Source organism: Clostridium sp. CS1-1 (assembly GCF_056135525.1).
The window spans coordinates 4,146,389-4,166,457 of the sequence record NZ_CM148680.1; the positions used below are offsets into that span (position 1 = coordinate 4,146,389).

Consider the following 20,069-nt stretch of genomic DNA (forward strand, 5'->3'; position numbering starts at 1 on the left):
ACTATTTGCATGTATTTCAATATTTTTATTCTATCCAAATATTCTGAATAATAAAACTGTAACTAAAGTTCCAAAAACACTTCCCGCAATAACCTCAAGTATGGAGTGAACTTCAGAGTCAACTCTGCTCTGAGCTACGATAAAAGCTAATAAATAACTTAAAATAACTATAGTAAGCTGTCCAGTACTTAATGCTATAGTAGTTGCTATTGAAAATGATATTGCACTATGACCACTAGGCATTCCACCCTTAAGAGGTGTACCTTCCCCAAAAATAGCCTTTATTACTATTGTAGTTATAGTTACAATTGCTAATATAATAAATATAGTATATGGATTGGTAGTTTTCACTTTTCTAATCAATATAAAATTTATATATTTTAGTTTATCCCAAAATATAATATATCCCACAAGAACCGCATTTATTGCAGTTACCAATACTCCACCGGCTGCTACATTTTTAGCAAGTTTTACTAAAGGGTGGTAATAATTAGTTGTAGCATCTACTGCAAATTCTATAGCGGTATTAATAAGTTCAGCCATAATAACAATTGTTATTGTTATTGTTATTGATAAAATTTCTGCCTTGCTTAAATCATAAAAAAAACATGCAGTCAAAACAACCAGAGCTGCAATCATATGTATTCTCATATTTCTCTGAGTTCTAACTGCATATATAATGCCTTCTATTGCATGATTAAAACTATCCAATAACTTTTTAACCTTCAAAACACTCACCACACTTTTTGTATAGTTTAGAGTTATGAGTTGGGAGCTAAAGGGAGATTGTTGACCTTTCTCCTACCTGACAAGCCCAAACTTATTCAAAATCTCCTCTTCTCTCTCCCTCATAACCGCTTTTTCATTTTCCTCCATATGGTCATATCCTAACAAGTGAAGAATAGAATGCACTGTAAGATACGCAGCCTCTCTCAAAAATGAATGGCCATACTCCTCACTTTGCTCTTCTGCTTTCTCTAGAGAAAGTGCAATATCTCCTAAAACTAAGTTTCCCTCATTCAAATCAATTTCTTCAAATTGATAATTTAAATATGCCTCTTTGAATACCTTTTCCGCAGGGTAATCAAGCATCGGAAATGAGAGTACATCTGTAACCTTATCAATTTCTCTATTTTCTCTATTTATATCTCTGATTTCTTCATTATCAATAAATATTACACTAACCTCACAAGGAACATCTACACGCTCTTCCCTTAATGCGTGTTCTATCACACTTCTTATAGTTCTCTCAAGTTCTTCATTTACTTCTATTTTATTTTGTCTATTGTCTATAAAAATCATTCTTTCATCCTCCAAGTTCACAACTTAGCCTTTAAGCTTACTTGCACTCCTATCTTCAGGATACTCTATTCTCTGGTGATAAATTCCCATTAAAACCTTTAGGAAAGCTTCCCTAATTTTATTCAAGTCTTTTAATGTTAAATCGCAGTTATCAAGTTGCCCTTCATTCAATCTGTCCTTAATGATATTATTTACCATCTCTTCAATTTTACCCCTTGTAGGTTCACTTATTGACCTTACAGCTGCCTCGACACTATCTGCAAGCATTATTATAGCAGCTTCTTTTGTCTCTGGTATAGGTCCTGGATATCTAAAATCTTCTTCCTTTATTTCCTCTGGCCTTTCACTTGAATTTTTCATTGTGATATAAAAGTATTTTACAAGTGACGTTCCATGGTGTTGTTCTATTACATCTATTATGGCTTTAGGTACTTTATACTCTTTTGCGAGCTCTACTCCATCTTTCACATGCGAAGTTATTATAAGTGTGCTTAAATTTGGAGTTATTTTATTGTGAGGATTATCTTTCCCAATCTGATTCTCTTTAAAAAAATAAGGTCTTTTTATTTTTCCAACATCGTGATAATAGGCCGATACTCTGGCAAGCACTGGGTTTCCTCCTACTGTTTCTGCTGCTACCTCTGCAAGATTACCAACCAAAATACTATGATGATAACTTCCTGGGGCTTCCATAAGCAGTCTCTTTAGCAGTGGATGATTTGGATTAGATATTTCTAGTAACTTTATTGTAGTTACTATATCAAAAGTGCTTTCAAAGAACGGAAGCAATCCTATTGTTACTACACCAGAAACTATACTTGCAACTCCTGTAAACAAAGTCTTCCTACCTACATCTATCATATTGTTACTTAGTAAGAATCCTAGTGAAAAAGTTAGTGTAATGTTAATGGCAAGTATGTATAGTGCAGAGTATAGTATGTCATTTCTCTGTTGCATTTTCTTTAAAATTATAGATCCAACTATTGCATTTACTATAGCTAATATAGTTATTTCAATGTTAAATTCAACCGCGCTACTTATCAATATGCAATTAAGTACGCTTGTTGTTAAGGATACCTTATTATTTACTAATAGTGTAAAAGTCATTGGCACACAGGCTAACGGTATTAAAAATGGCGAAACCATAGAAAGCGTCCTTGCCAAAAGTATAGCTATGCAGTTCAAAATATTAATCATTATGAGCTTATTAGTATCGTCATATATCTCTTTATGATACTTAAAAATGTAATACCATTGTAAGAACATTACTATAAGTATCAATATACTTAAACAAATATATATATACCACTGGAAGTGGGAATTATCGTTTAATAATCCAAGTTCTTTAAGTAATTCTACCTGATACTTTGTTATAGGCTCTCCTTCTTTTATGATTGTCTGATCTTTCTTAATCATAATAGGAGAAACCTTTTTAATAACATCTCTTTTTAACTCTTCAGTTTTTTGCTTATCATAAAAGAAATTAGGAGTAATTAATGAATAACCCAACGTTGAAGATATTTCCTTTAAAGACTTTGGCAATTTCGATCCGTTTACTTTAAGTAGTATACTTTCCTGTGCCTTTTTAATATCCTCTTGATTATCCTTTTGGCTATTATCACTTATATTATTATTGTCATAAATATCGGACATAGTTTTAATTAAAAAATCTTCCAGTATCTTTAGTTCATCTTTGTTTAATCTTAAGAGAGTTAGATAGTCATCATCAGACAGAATAATTTCTGTGTTAGCCTTTAATTTTTCAACTTTATAGCTGTCATCTTCTGTCATTTCATCTATCTTAGATAACCTTGAAAAAAATGAGTTAATCTTATTTATAGTTTCCGTTTTAACTTCCGTTTTTTTATTATATTGAATTGGAACAGAGTTTATAGCTTGTTGAATCTTAGCCTCTGTAGATAACTCATCCTTTATTTCTCTTGAAGCCTTTATGTCAGCCTTAGCTATATCTCCTTCTTTTAAACTGTACCTTTTAGTTACTAAAGATGTTACAAGTACAGAATAAATAAACATAAATGTGAGAACAAAAACCAAGACTCTATTGGTTTTTTCTCCTGTAAATAAGTTTTTTAACGATAGTTCTTTCATCTTAAACCACCCTTTTATTCATCCTCATATGTTTTGTCCTATTGTTTCTTAACCTCTTGTTGTTCATTCTGTGCCTGCTGAGGAACAATTGCTTCCTGAGTAGCAACATTTTCTTCCGATACAACTAACACTCTAACTTTATATACATCGCCTGCTTCATAGCTTACTATTTTATCTATTATTTTAACAGACTTATCTAAGTTTGAACATATTTTTGAATAAAGTTCATTTGCAGTATCCTCTACAACTTTTTGTGGATCTCTTTTAATAGCAGTTTCTTTTACTTCATAATACTGTTCTCTCTTTATAAAGGACTTCTTCTCTTCTATTTTATCATATTTGTCAAACTCATTATTAGATTTCTTCAAATACAATTTCTTTCCACTTATTTCTATATATATATTTTCCGATTTCTTGCCAGTTCTTTCTTTCTTCAATTCATTAATTTTAACTTCCTTAGATTCCTCATAAAATGTTCTGCAAAATACATCTCCAATGGCATGAACATTATAGGTTTCACCTTCCCGTCCTTGTTCTCCTTTAACCAAAACTTGACCTTTTCTAATCATCTCTCCCTTTTTTACTACAGGGGTTCCTGCTTGGGTATATATTCTAACAACCTCACCATCTCGTCTAGCTACTAAATTACAAGGAGTATTTTCCGAAACTATTTTAGGAGGAGCCTGCCTTTCTGCCGTATATATTTTTAACTTAGCTCCTTCTATTCTAGCTTTAACCCACATTATGTCAGCATTGTTTTTTATCAGCTTTTCTTCTATATCATAAACATTTATACTACTCTTATTAATTCCTGGCTTAACTCCATAAGAATTTAACTGCTGCCTAATTTCATAAGGAGATAAATTTTGATCTGAAACTATTTCAATATTCCATATAAATGTAGATAAATAATATATTATTCCTATAAACAATGCTATTCCAACTACGAAGGTTCCTCTTCTTTTAATTTTCAACAGAAAAAATGCAAAACCTCTTCTGTCTAATATAATAATTTTTGTTTTTGTTCTTCTAGCTACATCTTCTATTTTTTCATAATCTCTAAGATTTATTTCCATCGTCATAGTAGTGATACTTTTCTTCTTAATATTTCTAATTTGAACACCATTTTTCCACATCAGGTTAACGAATTTTTCAGGTATAAGAGATTGAATTTCTATGGTAATTACTCCACTTTTATATTTTTCAAAATTAAACTTACTCATTACCCTCGTAAGCTATAGATTTGAACTTACCGCCTATGGTTATGGTTCTTCCACCCATAAACAATATTTCAAACCTACTTCCATGTATTGAAATCAATCCCACACCTGAATTTATCTTAACCTGATCTTCCCCAAATAAAATAACACCTCTATGGTTTTCTATTATTATTTCATTATCACCTGTAACCGTAATTTGTGGCATATTTAAAACTATATCTCTAGGTAAATCTAATGTATTTACAATTTTTTGTTTTGTTCTATACAGCTTAGCTCTCACTCTATCACCTCTAAAAATTCTTTCATACTAATCTATGAGAAATAAACTTAATAAATGACAAAATAAAAAAGGTTGAGGCAACCTCAACCTTTTATTTATTTAAATATTGTTTTACAATTTGATTTACAAGTCTGCCATCTGCTATTCCCTTTGTTTTAGGAACAACTATAGCCATAACTTTTCCCATATCTTTCATGCTACTTATACCCAATTCATTAACTGCCTGACGAACAATTTCGGAAATTTCCTCTTCGCTTAACTGCTGAGGAAGGTAACCTAACAAGATTGCTATTTCGGCATTCGCCGCATCTATCAAATCCTGCCTATTTCCTTTTTCAAATTCTAATATAGCCTCACGTCTTTGCTTGACTTCTCTAGCTAGAACTTCGTAAACTTGTTCATCGTCAAGTTGCTTTCCATCAGTTTTTTCGACTAATAGAATAGCCGCTTTAGCCATGCTTATAATATTTGTTCTAAATTTATCTTTCGTCTTTAAGGACTGTTTTCAGTCTTCCTGCAGTGTTTCTCTAAGAGACATTATTTAGTACCTTCTTAAAAAAGATTCTATTTAAACTTTCTCTTTCTTGCAGCTTCAGATTTCTTTTTTCTCTTTACACTTGGTTTTTCATAGTGTTCTCTTTTTCTAACTTCTGAAAGAACCCCAGCTCTAGCACATTTTCTCTTAAATCTTCTTAATGCACTTTCTAAAGTTTCATTCTCTCCAACTCTTATTTCTGACATATCTTATCCCTCCCTCCGCTAGCTCAATTTAATTTTTAAAAATTAAACGCAGCTTATCTGGGTCGCATAGCACATTGAATATTATACAATATACAATAATACGCTGTCAACAATTTCATTTCATGTTTTAACCTGGTGGCCACTGAAGTGTTCTACCGCCTAATAGGTGAAAATGAATGTGATGAACTGTCTGTCCTCCATCTTCTCCACAATTTGAAACTATTCTATAGCCAGTTTTATCTATACCTAATTTTTTAGCTATTTCTTTAGCAACTATGTAAATATGCGCTATTATATTAGAATCTTCCTCAGTAACCTCATTTAGATTACTAATATGTTGTTTTGGTATTATTAAAACATGTTCAGGAGCAGCTGGACTTATATCTCTAAAACTAAGTACTATATCATCTTCATAGACCTTAGTAGCTGGTATATCCCCTTTTATTATTTTACAAAAGATACAATCTTCCATAATTTCACCTCCTTTGAATTTATAGTATTCAATATTAAATAAAAATATCCTTCTAATGGTAAAATATTTTTTTTAGAATTCTTTAAATTTATACAACTATGTGGGAAAAATTTTATATAATAATCCCTTCAATAAGTTCATTTTTTACTTCTATTAGTTTTGTGCTTACAATTTTGCCTTCTATATTTTCACTACTCTTTGCTATTACCTTTACATAGTTAGGTGTATATCCTTCATAAACATTTTCCGAACCATGATGTCTTTGTTCGTACAATATATCCATAGTTTGCCCTATAAATCTACTCATAAACTCTTTTTCTTGAATTTTATCTAGTTCTATGAGCTTACTACTTCTTTCATCTTTACTCTTACTATCTACTTGGTTTTTCATTTCGGCTGCTTTCGTTCCCTGTCTTGGGCTATATTTAAAGATATGCATTTTGGAAAGTTTTATTTCTTTCAAAAATTCATATGTATCGCTAAATTCTTCTTCTGTTTCTCCAGGGAAACCAGCAATAATATCAGTTGTAATAGACACATTTTTTATATTCTCTCTTAAATAATCTACTATCTTTTTATATTCTTCAGTAGTATACCTTCTGTTCATTCTTTTTAAAGTTTCATCACATCCACTTTGAAGTGAAAGATGAAAATGAGGACATAGCTTTCTAAGCGAACTAATTCTTTCTATTACACCATCAGTAAAAAATGTAGGATCTATTGAACCAATCCTTACTCTCTCTATGCCATCTATTTTATCTATCTCTTCTAGGATAGTTACTAGGTTTACATCTCCACTTAAATCCGCACCATAAGAAGCTATATGTATTCCAGACAAGATTATCTCTTTAAAATTATTAGCTGCAAGTTCCTTAACTTCATTTATAATCTTTTCTGGCTCTTTGCTACATACAGCTCCTCTTGCAAAGGGAATTAAACAGTAAGAACAAAATCTATTACAGCCATCTTGGATTTTTATAAAAGCTCTTGTTCTATCTTGATACTCATCTATTTTTAAGTCCTCAAATATATCGTTTCTTAGTACATCACTAACCTCGATTACTTGTTCTCTTTCTTCTCTAGCTCTATTAACCCAGTAGACTATCTCCCCTTTATTTTTAGTTCCTAGTACTACATCAACACCTTCAATTTTTGCTACCTCTTCCGGAGCAATTTGAGAATAACATCCTACTACTGCAATTACAGCACCTTCATTTAATCTTCTTGCCCTATTTATCATCTGTCTGGACTTTTTATCACTCATATTTGTTACAGTACATGTATTTATAACATATACATCTGCATACTCTTCATAAGGCACTATTTTGTAGCCTTCTTTTATAAACTTTTCAGTCATAGCTTCAGTTTCGTATTGATTAACTCTACAACCTAAAGTAGTAAAAGCAACTTTCATTAAATTATTCCTCCTAAATCTCCTAGTTCATATAATATCAATGATGCACAAATAAATCCTGCTGTTTCTGTTCTAAGTATTCTTGGTCCAAGTGTTACTATATGTGCTCCTAACTCTTTTAATATGTTTATTTCTTCTTCTTCAAAACCGCCTTCAGGTCCTATTACTATAGCAACCTTTTTAACACTATTATTATCTATAGTGCTTATCATTTTCCTTATCCCATATCCTTCTTCATTCTCATAAGGAACAACCACTAAATCCATACCCTTCAACACGCCCAATAATTGTTCAAACTCTAAGGGAGTATTAACCTTTGGTATTATGCTTCTCTTAGACTGCTTGCAAGCTTCTAATACTATTCTATTCCATCTATCTAACTTTTTAAATTCTCCAAGTTCGCTTTTAACTACAACTCTTTCCGTAATCACAGGCGTTATTTCTCTAACTCCTAGTTCAGTAGCCTTCTGAGCAATTAAATCCATCTTACTTGATTTTGGTAATCCTTGAAAAAGATAGATTTCTATTGCACTTTCATTGTTAAGCTCTAATCTTTCCAAAATCTTTACCGTAACCTGCTTTTTATTTATGTCTTCTATTTGCCCTAAGAACTCTTCTCCATTGCAGTTATTTATACTAACCTTATCCCCAACTTCAAGCCTTAAAACCTTGTATATATGCTTTACATCGTCACCCTCGATTACTGCAACATTATTATCTATACTGTTTATAGATACAAAAAACTTATGCATAAAATCACCTTCTAATACTCAAGAATTAAGGCTTTAATTACCATCTCTTAATCCTCAACTTATTTTTTATAGATACTCAAATTTCTAGCTTGACTTACACAGAGGGATATATTAGTAATTCTGAAGCACATTTAAATACTTTTTTATGAGTCTTAGTGAGGTTAGAAGGAAAAGCTTAGAACTTCGACATGTCTGAGCGATAGCGAGTTTGTCGAAGGTCTTAGCTTTTTCTTCTAACCGAGCTTTAGACGAATTAAAAGTATTTATAGTGCAGAAGAATTACTAATATATCCCGGGGTGTTAGTCTAGCTTTGTATTTGAGCAACTATACAAACCCATTCTCCGTCTGTATTTACTTCTTCAACTACAAATCCTGACTCCTCAAGCTTTTTCACCACATCATCTTTTCTATCTTTTATTATTCCTGATGATATGAAACGTCCTCCAGGAGCTATAAATTCTTTAACCCCTTCAACTAAAAATATTATTACATCAGCAATAATATTTGCAATAACAATATCTGCCTTTCCTTCCACAACTTCCATTAGATTTCCATAAAGTATTTTTATATTATCAATATTATTGTATTTAACATTCTCTGTCGCAGACTTTACTGCAACCGGATCTAAATCTACACCAATTACTTTTTTTGACTTTAGCTTAGCAGCAGTTATAGCTAATATTCCTGAACCTGTTCCTATATCAAAAACAGTAGATTCAGGCCTAACATATTTTTCTAAAGCCTTAATACACATTCTAGTAGTTTCATGAGTTCCTGTACCAAAAGCCATACCAGGATCAAGCTCTACAACTATTTCCTCTTGTTTAGGCTCATAAATTTCCCATATTGGTTTTACTACTACCATTTCCCCTATCTTAGTTGGCTTATAATACTTCTTCCAATTATTTTCCCAATCTTCTTCATTTACCTTGGTTACAGTAATTAACCCCTTGCCCTTATCAATACCAAACTGTTCTAAATTATTAATACCATCTTTTATGTATCTTAAATATTCGTCAAGATGCTCATCTTGTTTATAATATCCTTTTACAATTGCTCCATCCTTAACTAACAGCAAAGTTTCATCAAAATAGTCCCAATCACCAGGATTCTTTTTCTTGTATTCTATGTCTTCAGGATCTTCTATTGAAACCCCTTTTACATTTGTATTATAAAATATTCCTGAGACTGCCTCTACAGCTTCACTACTAGTTGCTACCGCTACCTCTATCCATTCCTTATCCATTCCTTACCTCCATAAAATATAATTATTATCAATAAATCTACTTTATAATTATAGCCCAGCGCTGTCAATACATATTCATTATAAAAAAACTTTGTTTCTCTATAAAAGAGAAACAAAGTTTTTTTATTTAAAAGTATCTTCTATCTTATCTTTTAACTTATTCACAAAAGATTTTTTAGAACCTTCTCCATCTACAGCTACTTTTTCTTGAACCTCACCACTTGCTTCCATATACATAATAAGAGCTTCTTTTTGCTTTGAATTTAGATTCTTAGGAATGTCTACTATTACATTAACATACTGATCTCCTCGACCATGACCGTTAACTCTCGGTACACCTTTTCCTTTTAATCTAAATACAGTTCCTGGTTGAGTTCCTGTTGGCACATCATACTTAACATCACCATCTATAGTAGGAACCTTAAGTTCAGTTCCTAGTGTTGCCTTTCCAAAGCTTATATGTGTGTCTATATATATATCAAAGCCCCTTCTCTTGAAGGTAGGGTGTGCTGCAACTCTAAGACTTACATATAAGTCTCCTGGAGGGCCTCCATTTACTCCGTGCTCTCCTTGTCCTCTTATAGGTATTACATTTCCAGTATCAACACCTGCAGGTACGTTTATTTTTATCTTTCTTTGCTTTCTTTGCTTACCTTTTCCCTTACACTCTGAACAAGGTTCTGTAATTATTGTTCCCTTACCACCGCACTTATCACAAGCACTCATACTTACAAAACTTCCAAGTGGTGTGTTTCTTTGTACTCTTATCTGACCTGCTCCACCACACTTGTCACAAGTCTTTGGATGAGTTCCTTCTTTAGCGCCAGTTCCATGACACTTCTCACAATTCTCACTTCTTGTTATTGTAATTTGTTTTTCAGTTCCGAAAACCGCTTCCTCAAAAGTTAAATTTAGTGCATATTCAAGGTCTTCTCCTTGTTGAGGGCTATTTCTTCTGCTACTTCCTCCACTAAATCCACCACCAAAGAATGAATCAAATATATCTCCAAATCCACCAAACCCTGAGAAGTCGAAACCACCAGCTCCTCCTCCAAATCCACTTCCATCAAAATCAGCTGTTCCAAATTGGTCATATCTAGATCTCTTTTCAGGATCTGAAAGTACCTGATAAGCTTCATTTAGCTCTTTAAACTTTTCCTCTGCTTCTTTATCGCCTGGGTTTCTATCTGGATGGTATTTAAGTGCAGACTTCCTAAATGCCTTTTTTATTTCTTCATCACTTGCGCCTTTTTCTAGTCCAAGTAGTTCATAGTAATCCTTTTTTGCCACCCTTTTTCACCACCTATTTATTATTAGTTGACAATTGACAGTTGACAATTGACAGTTAACTCAGAACCTTATCCTAAGAATTCTTTTTTCAATAGCTAAGTTCCTGTATTTGTTCAACTAAGAATCAGGTGGAGTTAAAATCCTATCTGATTCATGTTTAACTTCATTTCAAATGTCTATAAATATTCAGTAATATTTTTCTATTACTTGAATTAAGGGAAGAGTAAAACCCATCCCTTAATTATCACAAGTATATATTATACACTACGAATACACCAATAGTGAATAATTATTTTACAAATTATTTATCATCTTCAACCTTGTAGTCAGCATCAACTACATTGTCATCTTGTTTAGCTCCTGCATTGGCTCCCCCCATATTATTTGGGTCAAAACCTGCACCTGCTGCTCCTTCTGGATTAGCTGCTTGATATATTTTTGATGAAATTCCATAGAATGTTTGAGTTAAATCTTCTGTTGCTTTCTTAATAGCTTCAAGATCATCTCCATCTTTAACAGCGTTAACAGCCTTAATCTTTTCTTCTACTGCCGCTTTATCTTCTGCTGACACTTTATCTCCAAGATCTTTTAATGTCTTTTCAGTTTGATAAACAACTTGATCAGCATTATTCTTAACTTCTATAGATTCTTTTCTCTTTTTATCTTCTTCGGCAAACTTCTCAGCTTCCTTTACTGCCTTATCGATTTCTTCATCTGACAAGTTAGTTGAAGCAGTAATTGTTATATTCGCTTCTTTTCCAGTTCCTTTATCCTTAGCTGATACGTTAACTATACCGTTAGCATCTAAATCAAAAGTAACTTCTATTTGAGGAATTCCTCTTGGAGCTGGTGCTATACCTGAAAGTGTAAATCTTCCAAGTGTCTTATTGTCTCCAGCCATTGGTCTTTCACCCTGTACAACGTGAATTTCAACAGATGTCTGACCGTCTGCTGCAGTTGAGAACACCTGACTCTTTCTAGTTGGTATTGTTGTATTTCTTTGGATTAATGCTGTTGCAACTCCGCCGTATGTTTCAATACCAAGTGTTAATGGAGTAACATCAAGAAGTAATACATCCTTAACATCTCCTGTTAAAACTCCTGCTTGAATGGCTGCTCCTACTGCAACACACTCATCTGGGTTAACTCCCTTTGAAGGATCTTTTCCTGTAAATTCTTTAACCGCATCTTGTACTGCAGGTATTCTTGTAGAACCACCAACAAGTACAACCTTATCTATTTGATTAATTGAAAGTCCAGCATCATTTAATGCCTTTCTCATTGGCTCAATTGTTCTTTGAACTAAATCATGAGTTAACTCATTAAACTTAGCTCTAGTTAAGTTCATATCTATATGTTTTGGACCTGTTGCATCAGCTGTAATAAATGGAAGATTTATATTAGTTTGAGTTGATGATGATAACTCAATTTTTGCTTTTTCAGCTGCTTCTTTTAATCTTTGAAGTGCCATCTTATCATTTCTTAAATCAATTCCATATTCAGCTTTAAATGTTTCAGCTATATGATCCATAACCTTTTGGTCAAAGTCATCTCCACCAAGTTTTGTATCTCCGTTAGTAGATTTAACCTCAAATACTCCATCACCAAGTTCTAGTATTGATACGTCGAAAGTACCACCACCTAGGTCATAAACAAATATTTTTTGATTAGTATCCATCTTATCAAGACCGTAAGCAAGTGATGCAGCTGTTGGCTCGTTTATTATTCTTAACACTTCAAGTCCTGCAATTTTTCCAGCATCTTTTGTTGCCTGTCTTTCACTATCATTAAAATAAGCTGGAACTGTTATAACCGCTTGAGTTACAGTTTCTCCAAGATATGCTTCTGCATCTGCTTTAATCTTTTGAAGTACCATAGCTGATATTTCTTGTGGAGTATAATCTTTTCCGTCTATAGTTGTCTTATGGTTTGTTCCCATATGTCTCTTTATAGAAATTATTGTTTTATCTGGATTTGTGATCGATTGTCTTTTTGCCACCTGTCCTACTAGTCTTTCACCATTAGCTTGGAAGGATACTACTGATGGAGTTGTTCTTGCTCCTTCAGCGTTTGGAATAACAACTGGGTCTCCACCTTCCATTACTGCTACACAAGAGTTAGTTGTTCCTAAGTCAATACCTATTACCTTTGCCATTATAATTACCTCCTAAATTTACTCAATTAAAATACTATATTTTAGCGTTGTCGCTATATTTCTTAACAATTCAGAACTTAAAAGTCTATCTTAATAACAAATAGTTAAAATCTGTTATATCAAAATAAATCTTTATTATAAACTATTAATAATTTTAAATTACCTTATTTACTAATTTGCAACCTTAACCATACTATATCTTAAAACCTTATCTCCTTTTTTGTATCCCTTTTGGAATACTTCAACTATTTGATTATTACCATATTGTTCATCATCTATATGCATAACTGCATTGTGGAGATGAGGATCAAACTCATTGTCAGTTGAAATTTCTTGAACATTTAGTTTTTCTAAAGCATTGTTAAACTGCTTTACTGTCATTTCTATACCCTTCTTTAAGTCATCCACGTTTCCATCCACTGACATCGCTCTTTCAAGGTTATCTAGTACCGGAAGCATTTCTTTTAATACATCCTCACAGGCATCTGTATAAATACCTTCTTTTTCCTTAGCTGTTCTTTTTCTAAAGTTATCATACTCTGCCACTGTTCTTGCAAGTCTATCCTTTAATGTCTCAAGTTCATTTTGAATTTTATTATTTTCTTCTTCTAACTTTTTGTTTTCTTCTTTTATTGCTTGAACTAAAGTTTCTAATAATTCTGAGCTATCCTCATCATTAGTCTCCATTGTTTCCTCAGCTTGTTCTGAATCTTCACTTGCTTCTGCTGAGCTAGTATTATCTACTTCCTCCTCACAAGCACCTTTTTTAACATCTTTCTGCTCTTCTACTTTCTTATCACGGCTGTTGAACATTTAGACGCTTCCTCCCATCTAGTATTTTTATATTGCTGTTATATTATTAATTAAAGCTTATTTGTCGTCAAAGTAACCATGTGTCAGGATGAAATTAAGTTCTCTAACCACATTAGTTAATAACGAAATAACCTTTGAATAAGGCATTCTAGTAGGTCCGATTACTCCAATCTCTCCAATTGGTCTATTATTAAGACTATATATTGCAGAGACAACACTACAATCAGCAGCTCCTTCTACGAAGTTTTCATTCCCTATCTTTACAGATACATTTGAATTATTGTTAAGTAAGTCAAATACTTTGTCTTTATTGCTTAACAGAGCTAAAAACTCTCTTGCCTTCTCGATATCTTTATACTCAGGATAATTAAATATGTTTGTAGTTCCCTCAGTATAAATTTCTGTAACATTGCCATCATTTAAGCTTTCATGCAAAACTGGAATAATAGCATTAAATATATCATCATACCCCTGCAAGTCTATTCTTAAGTTATTAATAACCTCAAGATTTATCTGTTCACAATTTAAATTTCTTAATCTAGCATTTAGTATATTATTTAACTTAGCTAATGTATCTGAACTTACGTTGTTTCCTACTCTTATAACATTATTTTTAATTATGCCACTATCAGTAATTATAACTAATAAAACATTATTAAGATCAATATTTACAAGCTGTATATGCTTAATATAACTTTTACTCACAGATGGTGTCTTAACTATACAAGTTAAATTAGTAAGTTCAGATAAAAGAGACGTTGCTTGCTTTATTATTCTGTCAACTTCATACAAAGCTGTATCTAATATTTGAGTTTTTATTAGATATTGTTCTTCCGGAGTAATCATTGGTATTTGCATTAATTTATCAACATATAACCTATACCCCTTATTTGAAGGTTTTCTCCCTGATGAACTATGAAGTTGTTCTAAATATCCCATTTCCTCGAGGTCTGCCATTTCATTTCTTATTGTAGCTGAACTTATTCCCAGTTCATATTTTTTAGCTATGGTTCTGGATCCAACAGGCTCAGCTGTGATTATATAATCATTTATTATTGCCTGAAGTATTCTTATTTTTCTTTCATCCATTTCCATAATATCACCTCTTTATTAGCACTCACTCATGTTGAGTGCTAATCACTATGATTAAAAAATATCACTCATCATTTTATTTGTCAATATAGACTGCACTATCTTTTTTGACTATTAAAAATAATTTTCATGGCTTTAAAATACTAATTGTTTGGATTTCTTTAAATTTCTCACGATATCTAACTAACCTGATGTGCTACCTCAATAGAAAGTCACACATTATGCTGTTAGATAGCTCTATTCCTCTATAACTTAAAGATATTTTATTTTTATTTTCAATCAACATATTGTTGCATATATATTTCTGTATAGTCTCTCCATATATAGAATAAATATCTTTGTTAAACTTTTTATTAAATTCATCAATAGATATTCCCTCAGTTTTCCTAAGTCCCATAAACATAAACTCTTCCATATCATCTTCTATAGAATTTTTATGAATATCAAGTCTTAAATTATTTCCTTCCCTTATTTCCCTAATATATTCTTCTATATTTTCAGTTTTTCTATACCTAAAACCATCCATATACGAGTGTGACCCTACTCCACAACCAATATATTCTTCTAAATTCCAATATACTAAATTATGCTTGCATTCTTTTCCACTCTTTGCAAAGTTGGATATTTCGTATCTATTGTAACCTTTTCTTTCTAATAAACTTACAGCAAGGCTGTACATTTTTCTCTCTAATTCTTCTTCTGGAAGTTCTAATTCATCATTATTATACATTTTATAAAAAGGTGTACCCTCTTCAATTATAAGACTATAGCAGGAAATATGCTCTGGATTTAACTTAACTATATTTTCTAAAGTCTGCTTCCAATCCTCTAAACTTTGATTAGGAAGTCCAAACATTAAATCAACATTTATATTATTAAATCCAATGCTTCTTGCCATTTTGTAACTTTCAACAAATTCCTCAACTGAGTGTATTCTACCAAGCTTTTTTAAAGCAGAATTCTGCCACGCTTGTAGCCCTATACTCAATCTGTTAACACCCATATTCTTTAAAAACAAAAGTTTTTCTCCTGTAAAGGTACCTGGATTTGCTTCTACTGTGAACTCTAAATCCTTAGATTTATCCAATTTATCAATTGCACCCTTAATGTTATTCCATGCCTCTAAAGATAAATAGGTGGGAGTTCCCCCACCTATGAATATAGTCTTTATCTTTCTTCCAAAAGCACTTTCCTCTATATCCTTTGCTAGTACTTTCGAATATTCTAGCATAGAATCCTCTTTTCCACAGAAGGATGGAAAATCACAGTACAAACACTTTTGCTTACAGAATGGAATATGAATGTATAACGCAAATTCTTTAGAAATTTTGATTATATCTTCTCTTAATTGCATAAATACATCCTTCCTTTTGTTCTACAAACCAAACTTAATTTTTTAATTTCTAATATACAGAATATATTAGAAATTAAAATCCTTGCTCTGAGGTAACTTCTTACGTTGAAACCTTTACTCCTCTGTCTTTAGAACTGCCATAAATGCTTCTTGTGGAACTTCTACACTTCCAACCTGACGCATTCTCTTCTTTCCTTCTTTTTGCTTCTCTAAAAGTTTTCTCTTTCTTGATATATCTCCACCGTAGCATTTTGCTAATACGTCTTTTCTCATAGCTTTAACCGTTTCTCTAGCTATAACTTTTGCACCAACTGCTGCTTGAATAGGTATTTCAAACATTTGTCTTGGAATAATTTCCTTTAGCTTTTCTGCTATACCTCTTCCTTTAGCGTAAGCTCTTTCCTGCGGAACTATCATTGATAAGGCGTCTACCACATCACCGTTTAGCATTATATCTAATTTAACTAGTTCAGCTGCTCTATATCCTGATAATTCATAATCTAAAGACGCATATCCTTTAGATCTAGACTTTAATACATCAAAAAAGTCATAAATTATTTCATTTAATGGAATTTCATAGTTTAAAGTTACCCTTGTTGTATCTATATATTGCATATCCTTAAATACACCACGTCTATTTTGCGCCAAGTCCATAACTGGCCCAACATAGTCAGATGGAGTGATTATAGATGCTTTTACTATAGGCTCCTCCATGTATTTTATTTCCGTAGTTTCTGGAAGATTGGTTGGATTAGTAAGTTCTATAACTGTACCATCAGTTTTTCCTATCTTGTATATAACAGAAGGTGCCGTAGTTATAATATCCAAATTGAATTCTCTTTCTATTCTCTCCTGGATTACATCCATATGCAAGAGACCTAAAAATCCACATCTAAATCCAAATCCTAATGCTATAGAAGTTTCTGGTTCAAAGGATAATGCAGCATCATTTATCTGAAGTTTTTCTAAAGCATCCTTCAACTCACCATATTTTGCTCCATCTACTGGATAAATACCACTGTATACCATAGGAACTGCAGGTCTATATCCTAATAGAGCCTCTTTTGCTGGTCTTTTGGATTCTGTTACCGTATCACCAACTCGTGCATCTCTAACATTCTTTATTGAAGCAGTAAAATACCCAACATCTCCTGCTTTTAATTCTGTCACTGGAAGATATGTTGGTACAAATATCCCCGTTTCTGTAACTTCATAAACTTTACCTGTAACCATTAGCTTTATTTCAGTTCCTGGTTTTATAGTACCTTCTTTAACTCTAATATGAGATACTACACCTTTATAGTTATCGTAATAAGAATCAAAAATAAGTGCTTTTAAAGGAGCTTCTTCATCGCCAGTTGGCGCAGGAACTTTTTCTACTATAGCCTCTAATACATCTTCTATATTAATCCCTGTTTTTGCTGAAACTAGCGGCGCATCATGAGCTTCAATACCTATTATGTCCTCTATCTCTTGCTTTACTTCCTCTGGTCTTGCACTTGGCAAATCAATTTTATTTATCACTGGAACAACCTCTAGGTCATGGTCTAACGCTAAGTAACAGTTAGCTAAAGTTTGAGCTTGTATGCCCTGAGTAGCATCTACTACTAATATGGCACCCTCACAAGCAGCCAAACTTCTAGAAACTTCATAGTTAAAGTCCACGTGTCCTGGAGTATCTATAAGATTTAAAATATACTCTTCACCATTTGGTCTTTTATAGACAAGTCTTACTGCCTGTGACTTGATAGTTATCCCTCTTTCCTTTTCAAGTTCCATATTATCAAGTACCTGTTCATCCATTTCTCTTTCAGTAAGGGTACCTGTCTTTTGAATCAATCTATCTGCAAGTGTTGACTTACCGTGATCTATATGAGCAACAATTGAAAAATTTCTTATGTACTTTTGTCTTTCGCTCTGCATAATCTCTTAACCTCCATTATTAGTTCACAACTTAAAAAATTTGCAAGTTACTGCAAATCTTTCCTTTACCCTAAATATTATAAATAGTCATAGTAAATTATAACACAAGAGTACTACAGTGAAAAGTATATTATAAAAATCCCTAGGCTTTATCTAATTTTGTTTTGTATAACATCTCCGACCTTACTTTCTATATTTTTAAATACATTTGAAGTTTTATTTAAAAAATTAGAGGTATTATCGTATAACCTACTTTCCACATTATTAAACAATTTAACAGAATTATTTCTTATGTTTATAGCTACTTTTCTGTTTACATATAATGAGTACTCACCCAGTTCCACTCTAAAATCAAGTGGGACAAAAGTATAATTTATCTTAAGAGAAGACCTATTCTTTATAAAACTCGGTAAGTTACTGCTTACAGCTATAAATCCACATATTACTATAAAAAAGCTCATTATTATAACTAATGCTATTCCTTTCTTCTTCATAGGAAAAACACCCCCAGTAATAATCAAAAATTGAAAATCAAGAATGATTTTAACAAACTCAATTGTCATTATTTCCTATTACTAAAGGATGTACATTTAAAATATTTTTATTCACATCTACAATAATTTTATGTATTAGTTGTATTAGTAGATCTAGTTGCATCTAGTATCATAAATAAACTTCAATCGAGGTAGATTTTGATAAACAGAGTTTTTAGCATCAAATAAATAAAAACATAGCCCTTTAGTTTAAAAAAACTAAAGGGCTATTAAAGAATACTTTATTACCTATTTAACGCCTCCGCAATTAACCTAGCAAGATATTTTGCCGAAGCTTTTGTTTCATCAATAGTATTTATATCTGCTCCAACTTCAACCAAAATTGCATTATTGCTCTTGTCTTGATTAAAATATCTGGTACCATAGTTATAATATATTACCCCTCTACAGAACCCTGGAAACAACTTATCAGAGGTCTGTATAATTTTATTTGCAAGTGCCATATTTTTATCAAAATGAGGATTTTTTTTTGCCATAACCAGTGAAATTTTAGCTACATTCTCGCCATTCATTTTTGTTGTGATAGCCCTCTTATCCTCAACAGAATCCCTATGCAGATCTATTATAAGCTTGAAATCTTTATACTTCTTTAAGTTCTTATCTACTGTCACTGCTGATCTAGCATAACTTTGAGTATAGGCTTCCGCATCATGTACTGTTTTATCATCTATTGCTGAAATGCCGTAATTAGATTGAAGTTCATTCACTAATGCTTCACCAACAGCTACAACGTTTTGAGTATTATCAGAATTTATAGGATTGCCAGGTTTATATCCTTCAGTAGTATGAGTATGATATATTAAAACTTCTGGCTTGCTAGTATCTAGAGCCTTTTTAAGTTTCGGATCATATACTGTCACCGATTTATTCTCTAAATTAAGAGTATCATTATTGCTTGGTGCTGGTGTTTCAGTGTCTTTTGATACTTGCTTATCATCAAGCTTAAAATGATTAAAGTCTACATTAGTGTTTTCTTTCAAGTTCTGATTATCCCTTCCTACGAAAGCTATCTCCCTACTTAAAACAGATATAGGATTCTTTAAGTTTAATCCAATCATCTCTAATGCGGTTTGCCCAATTGAAAAACGATTCTCCGCCATATCATCTTCATTAAAGGATGTAGCTTTTACTACAGGCATTGTGTAATTCAAAACCTGAACATAAAACATATTCCTTTTAATATTACTGCTATAGTTATTTGCTCGCACCACACAGGGTAAAATAATGACTAAAAGTACAGTCAACATTAAAACAAAGGCCTTTAGTCTAAAATCATTTTTTGTGTTTATCCTTTTGTAATTCAATCATGTCACCGCTATGAATCCATTCAAAGCAGTTTCCCCCCCTCTCA

The 20,069-nt window shown here is 32.2% G+C and carries 18 protein-coding genes and 1 pseudogene; all 19 read right to left on the reverse strand.

Annotated features, from left to right (window positions below; genetic code table 11):
• Positions 1-30: 30 nt before the first annotated feature.
• Positions 31-729 (reverse strand): diacylglycerol kinase, encoded by a 699-nt coding sequence (locus AC0N0V_RS19475; protein WP_474460444.1) that lies wholly within the window; start codon positions 727-729, stop codon positions 31-33.
• Positions 730-801: 72 nt separating this feature from the next.
• Positions 802-1,302, reverse strand: coding sequence for an rRNA maturation RNase YbeY (gene ybeY, locus AC0N0V_RS19480; RefSeq protein ID WP_474460446.1), 501 nt, complete (start codon positions 1,300-1,302; stop codon positions 802-804).
• A 24-nt stretch (positions 1,303-1,326) separates the two neighbouring features.
• Positions 1,327-3,411, reverse strand: coding sequence for an HD family phosphohydrolase (locus AC0N0V_RS19485; protein WP_474460448.1), 2,085 nt, complete (start codon positions 3,409-3,411; stop codon positions 1,327-1,329).
• A gap of 38 nt (positions 3,412-3,449) precedes the next feature.
• On the reverse strand, positions 3,450-4,634 hold the full coding sequence (gene yqfD / locus AC0N0V_RS19490) for a sporulation protein YqfD (RefSeq protein WP_474460449.1): 1,185 nt from the start codon (positions 4,632-4,634) through the stop codon (positions 3,450-3,452).
• Positions 4,627-4,911, reverse strand: coding sequence for a sporulation protein YqfC (yqfC, locus tag AC0N0V_RS19495; RefSeq protein WP_474460450.1), 285 nt, complete (start codon positions 4,909-4,911; stop codon positions 4,627-4,629). The genes yqfD and yqfC overlap by 8 nt, the downstream gene beginning before the upstream one ends.
• A 91-nt stretch (positions 4,912-5,002) precedes the next feature.
• Positions 5,003-5,449, reverse strand: a pseudogene (locus AC0N0V_RS19500) (GatB/YqeY domain-containing protein).
• A 26-nt stretch (positions 5,450-5,475) separates the two neighbouring features.
• Positions 5,476-5,652 carry a 30S ribosomal protein S21 gene (rpsU, locus tag AC0N0V_RS19505; protein WP_021801013.1) on the reverse strand — a complete coding sequence of 59 codons (177 nt, stop codon included), beginning with the start codon at positions 5,650-5,652 and terminating at the stop codon, positions 5,476-5,478.
• Between the two features lie 127 nt (positions 5,653-5,779).
• A complete protein-coding gene (locus tag AC0N0V_RS19510) occupies positions 5,780-6,124 on the reverse strand; it encodes a histidine triad nucleotide-binding protein (protein WP_474460452.1) in 345 nt (114 codons plus the stop codon).
• A gap of 112 nt (positions 6,125-6,236) precedes the next feature.
• A complete protein-coding gene (mtaB, locus tag AC0N0V_RS19515; RefSeq protein ID WP_474460453.1) occupies positions 6,237-7,538 on the reverse strand; it encodes a tRNA (N(6)-L-threonylcarbamoyladenosine(37)-C(2))-methylthiotransferase MtaB in 1,302 nt (433 codons plus the stop codon).
• Positions 7,538-8,290 (reverse strand): 16S rRNA (uracil(1498)-N(3))-methyltransferase, encoded by a 753-nt coding sequence (locus AC0N0V_RS19520; RefSeq protein ID WP_474460454.1) that lies wholly within the window; start codon positions 8,288-8,290, stop codon positions 7,538-7,540. The genes mtaB and AC0N0V_RS19520 overlap by 1 nt, the downstream gene beginning before the upstream one ends.
• A 305-nt stretch (positions 8,291-8,595) precedes the next feature.
• Positions 8,596-9,537 (reverse strand): 50S ribosomal protein L11 methyltransferase, encoded by a 942-nt coding sequence (gene prmA, locus AC0N0V_RS19525; RefSeq protein ID WP_474460456.1) that lies wholly within the window; start codon positions 9,535-9,537, stop codon positions 8,596-8,598.
• A gap of 123 nt (positions 9,538-9,660) precedes the next feature.
• Positions 9,661-10,827 carry a molecular chaperone DnaJ gene (gene dnaJ, locus AC0N0V_RS19530; protein ID WP_474460457.1) on the reverse strand — a complete coding sequence of 389 codons (1,167 nt, stop codon included), beginning with the start codon at positions 10,825-10,827 and terminating at the stop codon, positions 9,661-9,663.
• Positions 10,828-11,128: 301 nt separating this feature from the next.
• Complete coding sequence (gene dnaK / locus AC0N0V_RS19535; protein WP_474460458.1) at positions 11,129-12,982, reverse strand: molecular chaperone DnaK; 1,854 nt, start codon at positions 12,980-12,982, stop codon at positions 11,129-11,131.
• A gap of 171 nt (positions 12,983-13,153) precedes the next feature.
• A complete protein-coding gene (gene grpE / locus AC0N0V_RS19540; RefSeq protein WP_474460459.1) occupies positions 13,154-13,795 on the reverse strand; it encodes a nucleotide exchange factor GrpE in 642 nt (213 codons plus the stop codon).
• A 57-nt stretch (positions 13,796-13,852) separates the two neighbouring features.
• Positions 13,853-14,890: a heat-inducible transcriptional repressor HrcA gene (hrcA, locus tag AC0N0V_RS19545; protein WP_474460460.1), complete on the reverse strand. Its 1,038-nt coding sequence runs from the start codon at positions 14,888-14,890 to the stop codon at positions 13,853-13,855.
• 193 nt (positions 14,891-15,083) lie between these two features.
• Positions 15,084-16,241, reverse strand: a complete 1,158-nt coding sequence (gene hemW, locus AC0N0V_RS19550; RefSeq protein ID WP_474460461.1) for a radical SAM family heme chaperone HemW — start codon at positions 16,239-16,241, stop codon at positions 15,084-15,086.
• 114 nt (positions 16,242-16,355) lie between these two features.
• Entirely contained in the window at positions 16,356-18,164 is a 1,809-nt protein-coding gene (gene lepA / locus AC0N0V_RS19555; RefSeq protein WP_474460462.1) for a translation elongation factor 4, read from the reverse strand.
• Between the two features lie 149 nt (positions 18,165-18,313).
• Positions 18,314-18,658, reverse strand: coding sequence for a hypothetical protein (locus AC0N0V_RS19560; protein ID WP_474460463.1), 345 nt, complete (start codon positions 18,656-18,658; stop codon positions 18,314-18,316).
• Between the two features lie 284 nt (positions 18,659-18,942).
• The gene (locus AC0N0V_RS19565) at positions 18,943-20,022 is read right to left on the reverse strand and encodes a stage II sporulation protein P (RefSeq protein ID WP_474460464.1); all 1,080 of its coding nucleotides are present in this window, start codon (positions 20,020-20,022) and stop codon (positions 18,943-18,945) included.
• Positions 20,023-20,069 lie beyond the last annotated feature (47 nt).